The sequence below is a fragment of the Daejeonella sp. genome (assembly GCF_044342615.1).
In the GTDB taxonomy this organism is placed as follows: domain Bacteria; phylum Bacteroidota; class Bacteroidia; order Sphingobacteriales; family Sphingobacteriaceae; genus Daejeonella.
The window spans coordinates 1-13,639 of record NZ_JBIIPN010000068.1 but is presented as its reverse complement, the minus strand read 5'-3'; the positions used below and the strand labels follow the sequence as shown (position 1 = coordinate 13,639).

Annotated in this window: 14 protein-coding genes and 1 tRNA gene; 4 read left to right on the top strand and 11 right to left on the bottom strand. The window is 35.0% G+C overall.

Annotated elements, in window-relative coordinates; all coding sequences use genetic code 11:
* The coding region (locus ACIQ0D_RS07480; RefSeq protein ID WP_395804267.1) for an SDR family oxidoreductase at window positions 1-750 on the bottom strand (750 nt) is incomplete at its 3' end.
* Window positions 751-858: 108 nt separating this feature from the next.
* On the opposite strand from ACIQ0D_RS07480, the gene ACIQ0D_RS07475 reads away from it, so the two are divergent.
* On the top strand, window positions 859-1,221 hold the full coding sequence (locus tag ACIQ0D_RS07475; RefSeq protein WP_395804265.1) for a MerR family transcriptional regulator: 363 nt from the start codon (window positions 859-861) through the stop codon (window positions 1,219-1,221).
* A 380-nt stretch (window positions 1,222-1,601) separates the two neighbouring features.
* Here ACIQ0D_RS07475 and ACIQ0D_RS07470 read toward each other — a convergent pair whose 3' ends face one another.
* The 4 genes from ACIQ0D_RS07470 to ACIQ0D_RS07455 all read right to left on the bottom strand — a co-directional run bounded on the left by ACIQ0D_RS07470 (window position 1,602) and on the right by ACIQ0D_RS07455 (window position 4,944).
* Window positions 1,602-2,264 (bottom strand): hypothetical protein, encoded by a 663-nt coding sequence (locus ACIQ0D_RS07470; RefSeq protein ID WP_395804263.1) that lies wholly within the window; start codon window positions 2,262-2,264, stop codon window positions 1,602-1,604.
* A gap of 76 nt (window positions 2,265-2,340) precedes the next feature.
* Complete coding sequence (locus ACIQ0D_RS07465; protein ID WP_395804261.1) at window positions 2,341-3,042, bottom strand: lysostaphin resistance A-like protein; 702 nt, start codon at window positions 3,040-3,042, stop codon at window positions 2,341-2,343.
* A gap of 436 nt (window positions 3,043-3,478) precedes the next feature.
* Complete coding sequence (locus tag ACIQ0D_RS07460) at window positions 3,479-4,558, bottom strand: DUF418 domain-containing protein (RefSeq protein WP_395804259.1); 1,080 nt, start codon at window positions 4,556-4,558, stop codon at window positions 3,479-3,481.
* 312 nt (window positions 4,559-4,870) lie between these two features.
* Window positions 4,871-4,944: transfer RNA gene (locus tag ACIQ0D_RS07455), tRNA-Asn, on the bottom strand.
* A 108-nt stretch (window positions 4,945-5,052) separates the two neighbouring features.
* On the opposite strand from ACIQ0D_RS07455, the gene ACIQ0D_RS07450 reads away from it, so the two are divergent.
* The gene (locus ACIQ0D_RS07450; RefSeq protein ID WP_395804257.1) at window positions 5,053-5,970 is read left to right on the top strand and encodes a PfkB family carbohydrate kinase; all 918 of its coding nucleotides are present in this window, start codon (window positions 5,053-5,055) and stop codon (window positions 5,968-5,970) included.
* A 303-nt stretch (window positions 5,971-6,273) separates the two neighbouring features.
* Here the strand turns inward: ACIQ0D_RS07450 and ACIQ0D_RS07445 are convergent, their stop codons facing one another.
* The 6 genes from ACIQ0D_RS07445 to lpdA form a co-directional block, all read right to left on the bottom strand.
* Window positions 6,274-6,516, bottom strand: coding sequence for a cytochrome b5 domain-containing protein (locus tag ACIQ0D_RS07445; protein WP_395804255.1), 243 nt, complete (start codon window positions 6,514-6,516; stop codon window positions 6,274-6,276).
* On the bottom strand, window positions 6,513-7,196 hold the full coding sequence (locus tag ACIQ0D_RS07440) for a lycopene cyclase domain-containing protein (RefSeq protein ID WP_395804253.1): 684 nt from the start codon (window positions 7,194-7,196) through the stop codon (window positions 6,513-6,515). The genes ACIQ0D_RS07445 and ACIQ0D_RS07440 overlap by 4 nt, the downstream gene beginning before the upstream one ends.
* A gap of 73 nt (window positions 7,197-7,269) precedes the next feature.
* Complete coding sequence (locus ACIQ0D_RS07435; protein ID WP_395804251.1) at window positions 7,270-7,803, bottom strand: RNA polymerase sigma factor; 534 nt, start codon at window positions 7,801-7,803, stop codon at window positions 7,270-7,272.
* 156 nt (window positions 7,804-7,959) lie between these two features.
* On the bottom strand, window positions 7,960-8,973 hold the full coding sequence (gene murB / locus ACIQ0D_RS07430) for a UDP-N-acetylmuramate dehydrogenase (RefSeq protein WP_395804249.1): 1,014 nt from the start codon (window positions 8,971-8,973) through the stop codon (window positions 7,960-7,962).
* 4 nt (window positions 8,974-8,977) lie between these two features.
* Window positions 8,978-9,436 carry a sterol desaturase family protein gene (locus tag ACIQ0D_RS07425; protein WP_395804247.1) on the bottom strand — a complete coding sequence of 153 codons (459 nt, stop codon included), beginning with the start codon at window positions 9,434-9,436 and terminating at the stop codon, window positions 8,978-8,980.
* 29 nt (window positions 9,437-9,465) lie between these two features.
* Window positions 9,466-10,869: a dihydrolipoyl dehydrogenase gene (lpdA, locus tag ACIQ0D_RS07420; RefSeq protein ID WP_395804245.1), complete on the bottom strand. Its 1,404-nt coding sequence runs from the start codon at window positions 10,867-10,869 to the stop codon at window positions 9,466-9,468.
* A gap of 136 nt (window positions 10,870-11,005) precedes the next feature.
* On the opposite strand from lpdA, the gene ACIQ0D_RS07415 reads away from it, so the two are divergent.
* The gene (locus ACIQ0D_RS07415; protein ID WP_395804243.1) at window positions 11,006-12,646 is read left to right on the top strand and encodes a M1 family metallopeptidase; all 1,641 of its coding nucleotides are present in this window, start codon (window positions 11,006-11,008) and stop codon (window positions 12,644-12,646) included.
* Between the two features lie 68 nt (window positions 12,647-12,714).
* Window positions 12,715-13,452: a head GIN domain-containing protein gene (locus tag ACIQ0D_RS07410; protein ID WP_395804241.1), complete on the top strand. Its 738-nt coding sequence runs from the start codon at window positions 12,715-12,717 to the stop codon at window positions 13,450-13,452.
* The last annotated feature ends 187 nt before the right edge of the window (window positions 13,453-13,639 follow it).

Below are 13,639 nucleotides of genomic sequence, written 5' to 3'. Positions count from 1 at the left end.
CAATAACATCGGACCAGGTTTTCCTACAGCGTACCTCATCCTATTGCTCTCATCATTTGCCGCTTTATAAATCATCTTAGCAACTACTTCTGGACCTTCAGCATCTTTCATCACCTTCTCTGCGGCATCATTGAATTTTTTAATGAAACCATCATACAGATTTGTATCTGTTGGCTTAACAATTTGTCGGCTTCTGCCATAAAAATCAGTTACAATTGGTCCCGGTTCAATCAATTTCATCTTGATGTTAAACTGAGCTAATTCATAATGCAATGACTCGGTAAATCCTTCTACAGCGAATTTAGTCGCGTGATAAATACTGTATAAGGGGAAAGTGATTTTACCTCCCATGCTTGAGATTTGAATTATAGTCCCACCACCTGCCGGCCTCATCAACTTGATCGCTTCTCTAGTAACACGCATCAAACCAAATACATTCGTATTAAATTGCTTTTCAATAATTTCATCCGACATAGCCTCAAAAACCCCATCCACGCCATAACCAGCATTATTTACTAGCACATCAATTCTACCAAACTCTTGACTAACCTTAGTTAAAGTATTTGTGATACTATCTAAATCAGTAACATCAAGAGCATAAAGTTTCACATTTGAAAGCGAATTGAAATCAGATTCCTTTTCAGGATTTCTTTGAGTTGCAATTACATTCCATCCCATTTTAGCAAATTCAAATACAGTAGATTTGCCAATTCCACTTGATGTTCCAGTAATTAATATAGTCTTTTTCATGTTGTCATATTTTAAATTCCAACAAACATATCATCTTAATTTTAAACCTACAACATTAGAGTATAGACTATACTTGATATTTATTTTCTAATATGCTATATTTGTTATATGCTGATACATGAACTATCAAAAATGACAGGCATATCTGTCCATACCATTCGATTCTATGAAAAGTCTGGATTAATTTCCGGAAAGCGCGATGAAACGATTAAATCGAATAATTATTTTCATTACGATGAAGAGACTGCCGAGAAATTAGAATTTATAAGTGATGCTAAATCTGTGGGATTTACTATTCGAGAAATTGGTCAAATTATTGATGCTTGGTATAATAATAACTATAGCAAGGATGAAAAGGTTGAACTTTTGGATCAGAAACTAATTTCTCTAGAACAAAAACTAAAGGAAATTAAGGATATGAAAAAACAGATTTCTAAGTTTAAGGAAGATGTTTTGAACGATAGGTGTTGAGATTTCTACTGGTACGGAACAACACCGAGCAGATGAGCATAAATAAGTTCGAATAGGCAATGGAAAGGGGGTAAAGGGTTGAACTTCCTGCAATTTTACAAGAAGGACTTTATTACATCTCTGAAAATCAAAAAGAGAAACACTAGTACACCCACGATGACTTCGTTTCGGTACTTTTTAAGGAATTGAACTGGCTTATCCATAAAACATAAAAAAAGGTTAGACTATAAAAATATAACCTTTTTATCATTATTGCTCCCCTTTTCGACGAAAGATGCAAAATAATGCGATGATTGAGTTTATCACTATTAAGAAATTGAAGGGTTGAACTTCGTACAATTTTGCAGGAGGTTCATTTCTTGATTTCCTTTTAGCAATAATCAATTTTTAAAATCAAGACTACCGCAGGGAACCATTACAACATCTATACCGGCTGTAATCTTGTAAAATAGTTTTTTGTCTTTTATGATATATTCTGCCCTAACTGGCCACTTTGTTTTATGGATGAAAATTGCACTGTAAAATAAATAATTTTTGAAAGGTGAAATTCTATTATTCAAGTCCTTTAATTGATTTGATTCATTATTTAAAAGAGCTGGTATGCCCGTAAGACCATAATCGAACTCTTGCAATTTCTCAATTGTCATATTTGACTTTGTAAAGGCAACTTTGGCGTACGATTCTTTAGATTTAAAGGAAATGATTGTCGGAAATTTAATTTTTAAATCCAGAGGCGATGGTGCTTCATTACGTACATTAGTCCAAAAAATGAAATAATTGTACTCTTTTCCTTTATAGGAAACGATTCCCCCTCCCTTAGGTAAACTATTTGTAATAATTGTTTTATTCTTGACTGAAGAATTATAGACAACTTTTGAATACTCCCAATTCTTATTTTGAACTGATTGTCCATACAAGTTCAACGAGAGAAATATCAGTAAGAGAGTAAAATACTTTTTCATAAAATCAAAAAGGGTTACACTATACAAGTATAACCCTTTTGCTTTGATATTGCTCCCTCTCTTGTCGGAAGTTGCAACCATAATCCGATGATTGAACTTGCCAGAATCAAGAGACTAAAGGGTTGAACTTCTAAACAAATTACAAGAGGAGAAATTTTTATTGATATAATACAGCTTTCGAACTTCTCTTGCGGAAGATGAATGCAAAAACCAAAAAGAATAAAAATAAATGCAAGAATGTTATTAGATAATATAAATAATAAGAAACCTGAATTTGAGGAACAGGTAATTTTTGAACTAATAAACCGGAGCCTATATTTCCTGCAGAAAAAACAAATGATTGAACAATATTCCAACCAAAATGCATACCAATTGGTGCATATAGAGAATTAGTTTTATAGAATCCTAGCGCATAAATGAAACCCGCTGAAAATGTAATAACAAAAATCCAGAACATTTGAGCAGGGTTATTGAATACTTCAAATGTAAACCAATGATATATCCCAAATGCTATTGAAGAAATTAAAATCGCTTTTGTGCCTCCTAATCTTTTAATTAAGATATAGAAAAGAGCGCCACGAAAAATTAGCTCTTCATAAATGACAGATTTTAAATTATACCAAATGGCGTTTAAAGTAAGCGGCCAATTCAAGGTAGGATTTAAAATCCACAGTTCTTGGGCAAAGAGTATTCTTAACCAGAAAGTTATTGAGCTACATAAACCTGCAAGCATACAAAAAAGTAAAAGATTTATAATTCTTGTTTTTGATGGATATAATCCCAAAACAGTTAGGTTCTCTTTTTGTACCCATCGAATAATTAAATAAGATATTACAAGTTGAATTAATAGTCCTATCATTAGATTTTTTCAATATACTTCGAAAGATACATAACCATAATTTATAGACAAATAGAATTTTTACAAAACCCTCTAATATGTTCGAACCACAAAATCCAACATTAAATCTTCCCTATGATTCGATAGACCACATTTCTCCTAATCTTTATGATTTAAGGTTGTAAATCCACGAAAAATGAGGTATAAAAAATGAAAAAGTTGCAACCCCAAAAAATGTCTCTTTACAGAAAGATATGGTGGTTTTTAAACAAAAAAAGAGGTCGAAATGACCTCTTTTTGATTTGTGCTCCCCTTACAGACGAAAGATGCAACTATAATGCGATGATTGAGTATGTAACTATAAGGAAATTAAAGGGTTAAACTTCGTGCAAAATTGGAGGAAGTTATGATTGATTATATATGCTCCTCAATAATCATTTATAAAAATCCAATTAAGTTAACCAGATATTCTTCTCATTAATGTTTCTAATGGACCATTTTTAAATTTCCTGCTCCAAAAAATACTGAATACGATACTAAAAATATAAAACACAACAGAATAGATAAGTATGTAAATTGATGCAGTTGGTTTTTCGTCTTCAAGTAAGCCTGTATAATGCTTGCCTGTTAAGAAAGCCAAAATAATCATTCCAATGGTCAAATGAATAACATAGTGAGAAAGTGTCATTTGACCAGTTTTTTGCAATGCTAAAACGAGTTTATTATTTGAAAATTTCTCTCCGATTACCATACAAATTGGAATTACCATAAATGCAAAAGCTATTGTCACCAATACAAAAGGTAAATAAGGCGGAAAATATTCAGCCATAATGTAATCGCTCCAAAATGGATTGAAAATATGTTGTCGAACCATTAAACGTAATGCTTGAATGATTATAAAAACCACAAGTCCAATTAGGAAAATATTTCGCTTGATAAGTTTGTCTTGCCAATTTAATCTTCCAAGCCACATTCCAATAAGAAAGTAGGAAATCCAAGGAAATATTGAATTCCACCCATTATAAAAGGTATTTCTCAAAAATCCAATTGGTGTCCAAAAATCTTTGTACTTAAAAGTGGTAAAATCCCAACTTGTGTCAATTGGAATAACAAAAAATAAGAAGTGAAAAATGATGATTGCTATTAAAGCTCCCAGTAAATAATAACGTTTCGGGACGAAAAGCAGAAAAGCTGCCAAATGCATATAACCACCATAAAAATGCAAAATGTCGCCCGACCACCAATTGTATAGTAAAAGTCCTAAGGCGAATAAGAACCAAGAACGTTTCAGGATTATAGATTTTAATTTTGCCTTTTCTTCTTTATTGTATTCGTTTCTATTTGTCATTAATGAAACGCCCATACCAGCACAAATAATAAAAATGGCAGTTGAATTCCCTGTAAAGATGTTGAGAAAGTGTCCAATCGTTTCAGATGGTGCCATAATAGAACCAAAACTGAAATTAAAATTTACAATAAACATTCCAAATATTGCGTATGCTCTTGCTAAGTCAAATCCTATTATTCGTTTTTGCATTTTTTAGTCAGTCATTTTCGTTAAGTACGGTCTGTTAGCCTTGCAGGTAACGATTTCGGGCTTGGCAAAAGTGGCGATTTTCACCACAAAACTAACTATTTAAATTTAGCACAAATTTTTAAAAGAAGAACCTGTGCCACGTTTTATGAGCAAGTTGATGGTAAGACGAAGAAACAGATATTAAGTTACATCTTTTCAGAAAAAGTCCTTTGAAAATGGAAAAGTTGCAAACACAAAAAATGTCTCTTTACAGAAAGATAGGATGGTTTTAAAACAAAAAAAGAGGTCAATTAGACCTCTTTTCTCAACTTGCTCCCAAGCCTGGGCTCGAACCAGGGACCCTCTGATTAACAGTCAGATGCTCTAACCAGCTGAGCTACTTAGGAATTTCTGGTTACAAAATCATCCTGTGATTTCGTCCCTTTCGGGAGTGCAATATTCGGGATTTTAAATTATTTATGCAATATTTGTGTGAAATTTTTTTAAAATAATTTATGAGTCTAGTAATTATTGGGTCTGTTGCCTTTGATGCAATCGAAACACCTTTCGGAAAAACCGACAAAATATTGGGCGGAGCGGCCACATACGCAAGTTTAGCGGCTTCCTACTTTTATAAAAAAGTTAAAATTGTTGGAGTGGTTGGTGAAGATTTTCATCAAGCAGATATCCAAAATTTTAATAATCACGGAATAAATACCGAAGGTTTACAAATCAAAAAAGGCGAAAAATCATTTTTTTGGTCGGGAAAATACCATAACGACATGAATAGTCGCGACACTTTAGTAACTGAACTGAATGTGCTTGCTGATTTTGATCCTATTATTCCTGAGAGCTACCAGGACTGCGAATTCCTGATGTTGGGTAATCTTACTCCACAAGTACAGCAAACGGTCATCAGTCGCATGAAAAAGCGCCCTAAGCTAATTGTACTCGACACAATGAACTTCTGGATGGACATCGCATTGGATGATCTTCTTGCAGTTATCAAAAACGTAGATGTTTTAACCATCAATGATGCAGAAGCTAGACAATTATCAGGTGAATATTCTTTAGTAAAAGCGGCCAACAAAATCATGGCTATGGGACCAAAATACCTTATCATCAAAAAAGGAGAGCATGGCGCCCTATTATTTAATGAGGATTTAATATTCTCTGCCCCTGCCCTACCTTTAGCTGATGTTTTTGATCCAACCGGCGCCGGTGATACTTTTGCAGGTGGTTTTATCGGTTACCTAGCACAAGTTGATACCATCAATTTCAATAATATGAAAAATGCCATCATCTTCGGATCTGCTTTAGCATCTTTCTGCGTCGAAAAATTCGGAACAGAACGCATCAAAAATCTAAGTCAGGATGAAATTAAAGCAAGAGTGCAACAATTTGTGAAATTAAGCAACTTTACTATAGGATAGTGTTACGGTGGAAAAACACCGACTACAGGTAAATGGCGCTTTGAGTAATTAAAGCGCCTTTTTTGTGAATAAATATTTGTTTAGAATAAGGAGTAAAGACAAATAAAAAAATATTAGTTTAACTATTTACTCCCCGCCCAGCCTGACAACTGATAACTGACAACTGATAACTGACAACTGATAACCGACAACTCATTTCCTACCTTCAAGAACGGGCTTCGAGAACCTCAGCCAGCGGGTAGCTGATGTCGCCAGCCTAACCACCTAACTAACTAACAATCTAACCACCTAACTACTAACCAACTAACTACTAACCAACAAACCAACTACCCTAAACTTCTCAAACACCTTCTCCGTATGCGGTGCATCTTTTAACTCATCCGTTAAATCCTGACCTGCCCAATGTTCGTAGTGTTTGCCATTTTTCCATAGACGACTCTCCGTTACGTCATAAATTAAACCATCAAGCGCTACCCAAATTTCCGGCTTATCTTGTCCGTTGCGAAGCGCTAAGTATGATTTACTATATTCAGGAAGATCCATCATTTGACAATAGCTCCCCTTTTTCTAAAATACTCGAAAAACAGAATATTGATTAATAGCATGGAAAGCGAGTAAAAATGATCTTCAAAAGGAATTGTTCCTACTCGAAAAGCCACATTTTCGGCGTCATTGTACATCACAATCGGGATGGAAGTTAATAAGCCATTAACGATATAAAAAGGAATCAATGAAACGAGATAAGCTAAATAAAAGCGACTCATAATAGTACTTTTGACCACAAATTCAGTGATAATTAAAACCATTGCTAGCAATCCGAAGGTAATGAGGCTATAAACACGATCATAAAATAGAAAAACCATCAAAATTGAAAATACAATCAGAAAATAACTTATTGGACTTGAAAATCGCTTCAACAAATCCGGTTTAACGTAATAATTCAAGCATTCGTACACAAAAACGCAGGCAAAAGGCACAGTAATGAAGAAAAGAATTTCCTCTATAGGTAAGTCTAGGATATGAAAACCAATGATATATTCTGGGTTAAAAGACCAAACACCGTAAATTGTAAATAGGTAATCCCAAAAAAGAAAAAGCAAGCCCGTGATTAAAAGTCCGGGGAAAACAAAGCTCCAACTCTTAAAAAAAGCCACTCTTTTATCAAAAGAGAGCACAATTGGGAAAAAGATGGTCAAGAAATTGATCAGCAGATAAGAAAATTCCATGTGTAAATTTAGGCATTCTTCTTAAATGCTTCTACCTTCTTCCAAAAAACTGAAAGATATTTACAATATTATATCAATTCATAAATACTGCGCGCCTTTTTTGGGGATCATAATCATTTAAAGATTTTTTCAATAGCTTCCTTGCCACATGAATCCTAGTCTTTACCGTACCAATCGGAATGGTAAGATGTTCGGCAATCTCATGATATTTATGCCCATCAAAATACATGGTAAATGGCACATAGTATTCATCTGATAGATTTTCAAGAGCATTTTTAATATCGTCCATCACAAATTTCGACTCGCCCTGATTATTGCTGGCGCTGTACATTAAATTGGAATAATGAATGTCTTCAGATTGTATAACCATGGTGCCAATTTTTACAAAACGCCTGTATTTATTAATAAAGGTATTTTTCATGATGGTGTAAAGCCATCCCTTAAGATTTGTACCTTCTTTAAACTTGTTACAGTAAGACAAAGCCTTAAGTATCGTATCCTGAACAAGATCATTGGCATCCTCCGCATCGTGAGTAAATCGGAGTGCATAAAGCTTTAATGAATCGGCCTGACGTGTGACCATGGTGTTAAATTCGATGCTAGTCATGTTGTTTAGCTTAGATGTTAATACTCTGAAGCACCTAGAAATCGGTGTTCAATGAAAGACATACTAAATTAAACAATTGCTATGCCCCTAAGAGGAGCTCAGAAAAACTGTATACCAAATTGTAAAGATTGCACACAATTATGTGAAGTATAGGAATTAAATGATGTTCACCTCTCGCTCTAAAAGAATTCCGAATTTGGAATTTACACTATCAATAATTGAAGAAGAGAACTGAAATATTTCATCTCCAGTTGCATGACCATGATTTACCAATACTAAGGCTTGGTTTTTCCATGTTCCTGTGTTCCCTACTACTTTACCCTTCCAATCACATTGCTCAATTAACCAACCGGCAGAAACCTTAACATAGCCCTCTCCTGCCGGAAAATGCACTATATCAGCAAATTGTGATTTCAATTTATTAAATGTAGACTCGGCTATAATAGGATTCTTGAAAAAACTTCCTGCATTACCAATGGTTGTGGGATCAGGAAGCTTAGTCACGCGAATATGCGAAATCACCTGCGATAACTGCTTAATATTGGGCACATTGATACCTCGCTTACCCAATTCCTCAGTAATTGCACCATAACTAACATTGGGCTTAAATATTTTTGAAAGCTTAAAAGTTACTTCTGTGATGATGTACAATCCCTTTAAAGACGATTTAAACACACTATCACGATAGCTAAAAGCACAATCTTCTTTAGTAAAAACCCTGATTTTACCCGTAGAAATCTCAAAAGCACGACAAGAATGGAAAATATCTTGAAGTTCAACTCCGTATGCGCCAATATTTTGCACGGGAGAGGCTCCTACAGACCCGGGAATAAGACTCAAGTTTTCCATTCCTGCATAGTCATTTTCTACACAGTAATTTACCAAATCATTCCATACAATACCAGCCCCAGCACGTAAAAAAACATTATCTCCTTCAATTTCAGCACTTAAACCTTGGATTTTGAGATGAACGACTAAACCCTCAAAATTTTTCGTGAAGAGCATATTGCTACCCCCACCTAACACTAGGCGAGGCATATTTTTTAAGTTCTCATCAATAAATAATTCTTGGAGATCCTGCTCTGATTCAATATCCACAAAGTAATCAGCACTTGCTTCTACACCAAAGGTATTAAGTGTTTTTAGTGAGATATTTTTAAGTACCTGCATACAATTATTGTGAGGATTGGTTTGATTGCTTAAAATACTTTTTGGATGCTAATAACAATCCGAACTCTTCAGAAGGATTTTTCTCCGTCGATTTATGATGAATTTTATGCGCCCTACGTATTCCCAAAAGATAGGAATTTTCGGTCTTAAAACTCTTTAAGCGATTGTGAATGAACCAGTCGTGGAATATAAAATAGATTATACCATAGATAGAAATCCCAATACCTACCCAAAATTTGAAATCCAAGTTTGATTTACCTTCCCAAATTAAATACATGGATGTAGCACCAAAAAGGAGGCTAAAAACATCGTTCAGCTCAAACCAACCTGAACGATGTTGATGATGCGTTTTATGAATAAACCATAGCGGGCCATGGAACAAATATTTATGAATAAACCATGAAAATGCTTCCATCCCGGCTAGAGTCGCAAGTATGATCGCACTATTGATGATTATTTGCATATCTATTCTAAATCCTTTTTAAAAAGAAATTAAATATGGATGGCTCTGTTTTCTGTTGCAGCCATACTTGCTTCTTTAAATGCCTCAGTATAAGTAGGATGCGCATGTGAAATTCTTGCAATATCTTCCGCAGATGCTCTAAATTCCATCGCCACAACAGCCTCAGCAATCATATCCGCAGCTCTTGGTCCGATCATGTGAACTCCCAAAATTTCATCAGTACTAGCATCAGCAAGAACCTTCACAAAGCCATCAGAATCATTACTTGCACGTGCTCTTCCGCTCGCTTTGAAAGGGAATGAACCAGCTTTAAATTTAATTCCTGCTTCTTTTAATTGTTCTTCCGTCTGACCAACACTAGCTACTTCTGGCCAAGTATAAACTACACCCGGAATAAGATTATAATTGATATGTGGCTTCTGACCAGCAATAATCTCAGCAACGTAAGTGCCTTCATCCTCTGCTTTGTGTGCAAGCATAGCGCCCTTTACCACATCACCTATGGCGTAAATGCCTGGCACTGAGGTCTCAAGATGAGCATTTACAGGAATTTTCTTGCCGCGTTCTTCTAAAGTTATCCCGATATTTTCAAGACCTAAATTTTCGGTGTAAGCTGTACGACCAACGGCTACAAGGCAATAATCACCTTCCAGACTAATCTTTTCACCCTTTGCATTATCAGCTGTAACCGTAACTTTTGAGCCTTTTACCGAAGCACCAGTCACCTTATGACTTAGTAAAAACTCCATTCCCTGCTTAGCAAGTACCTTTTGAAGTTCTTTACCCAAGCTCTTATCCATGGTACCAATAATTGAATCCATAAACTCAACTACTGTAACCTTTGACCCTAAACGAGCATAAACAGAACCTAATTCTAAACCAATAACACCACCGCCTATAAGAATTAAGTGCTTCGGAATTTCCTGCAGATTTAAAGCTTCTGTAGAAGTGATAATTCGCTTCCCATCAGTCTTTAAGAACGGTAAAGCAGTTGGCTTCGACCCTGTAGCAAGAATAATATTTTTAGCGGTGACATTTTCTGAAGAACCATCAGCTTTTGTAATCTTAACCGTATTTTTATCCACCATTGAGCCCATACCTTGATAGGTACTCACCTTATTTTTCTTCAATAAATAGGTAATTCCGCCAGTAGTATGAGCAACAACTTCATCCTTACGCTTAACCATTTGCTTAATATCAGGAGAAAGGTCTTTCAGGTTAATACCATGCTCCTTAAAAGTATGTGCAGCATTATGATAATGCTCAGAAGAGTCTAATAAGGCCTTTGACGGAATACAACCCACATTTAAGCAGGTACCACCATAAGTGCTATATTTTTCTATAATTGCTGTTTTTAAACCTAATTGGGCACAACGAATGGCGGCAACATAACCACCGGGACCACTTCCTATTACTATTACGTCAAATTGCATGCGATAATATCTTTAATTTCATTCAAAGTTAATAAATATCGACCCGTAAAAAAATTCGATCATCAAAATATTGCGCAATTCGATAATATTTAGTATATTTTATTTGATTAGATTTGAGAAAACAATATAAATCAACATGCAGAAAAAATATGCCTTAATTCTTTTGTTTGCTTGTCTTTGCACAAAAGTTTCATTTTCACAAGCTCCAAAAGCTTTATTTTCGAGAGCAGACACGCTAAGAGGGACTTTAAACGAATTTAGAAGTTCTTACGATATCAATTATTATCATTTAAATGTTAAGCTTGATATAGACAATAAATTTATTAGCGGATCTAATTTATTCAAGTTTACCGCTGTAAATGACATCAAAAGTCTCCAATTCGACCTTTTTGAAGAACTTAAAGTAGAAAAAGTAATCTATAAAGGTGCTGAACTTCCTTTCAAAAGAGAATTTAACGCTGTTTTTATTGATTTTCCGAGTACCATAAAAAAAGGAATTACCGATGAATTCACTGTTTTTTATAGCGGAAACACCATCATTGCTAAGCGTGCCCCGTGGGATGGTGGTTTCAGTTATGCAAAAGATAAACAAGGAAAGCCCTGGGTTGCGGTGTCATGCCAAGGCTTTGGAGCAAGTTCTTGGTGGCCAAATAAGGATCATCAATCGGATGAGGTAGATAGCATGATGATTAGTGTTAGCGTACCCAAAGGTTTAATGAATGTGAGTAATGGACGCTTGCTTTCCACAAAAAATACCGACCCTAACTATACCCAATACAATTGGTTTGTTTCCTATCCCATTAACAATTATAATGTAACACTCAACATCGCTGATTATGCGCACTTTAAGGATTCATATGCCGGCGAAAATGGAAATTTAACCCTCGATTATTATGTATTAAAAGAAAATCTTGAAAAGGCACAAAAGCAATTCAATGCCAATGTAAAACCCATGTTTAAGTCCTTTGAGAATTGGTTTGGCCCTTATCCCTTCTATCGCGATGGTTTTAAGCTTGTTGAAACTCCTTACCTTGGAATGGAGCATCAAAGTGCAGTTGCTTACGGCAATAAATACCTAAATGGCTATTTAGGAAGAGATTTATCTGGAACGGGACTTGGAATGAGCTGGGATTATATCATCATCCATGAAACAGGGCACGAATGGTTTGGCAATAATATTACATCCAAAGACATTGCCGATATGTGGATTCATGAAGGATTTACCACCTATACCGAGGCGATATTCGTTGAGAGTCGCGATGGAAAGGAGGCTGGTGCAAGATACATTGAAGGTATTAGAAAAAATATCAGAAATGATAAACCTATCACTGGCCCCTATGGAGTAAATCAAGAAGGCTCGGGCGATATGTATCCTAAGGGAGCTAATCTTATCCACATGACCCGTACAATTATCGATGACGATAAAAAATGGCGTGAAATATTGAGAGGTTTGAATAGTGAATTCGGATTAAAAACCAGTACTACTAAAGACATTATTGGATTTATTAATCGGACTTCAGGAAAAGATTTCACTAAGGTTTATGACCAATACCTTAACTATAAAAACATCCCAATTCTTGAGTATAAAACAAGTGGAAAACAAACACAATACCGCTGGATAGCCAATGTTAAAGATTTTTATATGCCAATTAGAATAAATTCAGGAGAAAAACAAACTTGGATTTATCCGACAAGCGAATGGAAAAAAATCGCACTAAAAAATGGATTTAAACCTGATTTGAATAATTTTTATGTGGAGCTAAAAGAACTCAAATAAAAATCAGAATAGATGCAACGTTTGTAAAAACATTTCGTCTATAAATAGAATCAATGAAATATTATAACATGAAAAAAGTAATCAAGGGACTTACAATCATGCTGTTTGTAGTCGCAATTTCTAATTTTGCTCTGGCATACAGTGGAAACCTATCAATAGAAAGTACTCAAAACATAGTAGATGAAAACCGAACAGTAGCTGGATTTTCGGGTGTCTCTTCTGCTGGCAACTATAATGTTTATATAACTATGGGAACGAGTGAAAGTCTCCGTTTAGAAGGCAAAGCTGAAGTTATAAGTGAAATTGAGACCAAAATTGAGAATGGTATCTTAAAAATCAGCAGAAAGAAAATGCTAAACAAAAAGACTTGGAAAAATACGGAGCGTGTGGATATTTATATTGAAGCAAAAACACTGCACAGCCTTACAGTGGTTGGTTCGGGAGATATTCAGGTTACGGGGTTGGTTAATGCCAATAAACTCACCAACACCATTAGTGGATCAGGATTTATCTCCTTAGATATGAATGCAAAAAACTATGTCGCATTAATCAGTGGTTCTGGTGAAATTAAAGCTTCAGGAAAATCAGAAAACACATCTATCACTATTGCTGGTTCTGGTGATTTTGAGGGCGCTAATCTTAATTCAGAATTCGCAAATGTAAAGGTTAGCGGATCAGGAAATATTGCGCTCACTGTCAATAAAAATTTAGATGCACTTGTTAGCGGGTCTGGAGATATTAAATATGGTGGTAACCCTAGTGTTAAGTATTCTAAATCGGGATCAGGAAATATTTCCAAGCTTTAATAAGTCTAATAGAATATAATCATTTTTAATGACATTTTAGCAAAAAATCGAATAAATCGATCAATAGCTACAAATAACACAAAGTAAAAGGCCGGTACATTTAAATGTACCGGCCTTTTACATAAGATTAATTTTCTATCTGATTAAACTCCTAAAAGCAATCTTGTAGGATCTTCCAATAATTGCT

Bases quoted from the DNA above. Each gene is read 5' to 3' on its own strand.
- ACIQ0D_RS07475 (WP_395804265.1), top strand. From the start codon at position 859: ATGCTGATACATGAACTATCAAAAATGACAGGCATATCTGTCCATACC.
- ACIQ0D_RS07470 (WP_395804263.1), bottom strand. From the start codon at position 2,264: ATGGTTGCAACTTCCGACAAGAGAGGGAGCAATATCAAAGCAAAAGGG.
- ACIQ0D_RS07465 (WP_395804261.1), bottom strand. From the start codon at position 3,042: ATGATAGGACTATTAATTCAACTTGTAATATCTTATTTAATTATTCGA.
- ACIQ0D_RS07460 (WP_395804259.1), bottom strand. From the start codon at position 4,558: ATGCAAAAACGAATAATAGGATTTGACTTAGCAAGAGCATACGCAATA.
- ACIQ0D_RS07450 (WP_395804257.1), top strand. From the start codon at position 5,053: ATGAGTCTAGTAATTATTGGGTCTGTTGCCTTTGATGCAATCGAAACA.
- ACIQ0D_RS07445 (WP_395804255.1), bottom strand. From the start codon at position 6,516: ATGATGGATCTTCCTGAATATAGTAAATCATACTTAGCGCTTCGCAAC.
- ACIQ0D_RS07440 (WP_395804253.1), bottom strand. From the start codon at position 7,196: ATGGAATTTTCTTATCTGCTGATCAATTTCTTGACCATCTTTTTCCCA.
- ACIQ0D_RS07435 (WP_395804251.1), bottom strand. From the start codon at position 7,803: ATGACTAGCATCGAATTTAACACCATGGTCACACGTCAGGCCGATTCA.
- murB (WP_395804249.1), bottom strand. From the start codon at position 8,973: ATGCAGGTACTTAAAAATATCTCACTAAAAACACTTAATACCTTTGGT.
- ACIQ0D_RS07425 (WP_395804247.1), bottom strand. From the start codon at position 9,436: ATGCAAATAATCATCAATAGTGCGATCATACTTGCGACTCTAGCCGGG.
- lpdA (WP_395804245.1), bottom strand. From the start codon at position 10,869: ATGCAATTTGACGTAATAGTAATAGGAAGTGGTCCCGGTGGTTATGTT.
- ACIQ0D_RS07415 (WP_395804243.1), top strand. From the start codon at position 11,006: ATGCAGAAAAAATATGCCTTAATTCTTTTGTTTGCTTGTCTTTGCACA.
- ACIQ0D_RS07410 (WP_395804241.1), top strand. From the start codon at position 12,715: ATGAAAAAAGTAATCAAGGGACTTACAATCATGCTGTTTGTAGTCGCA.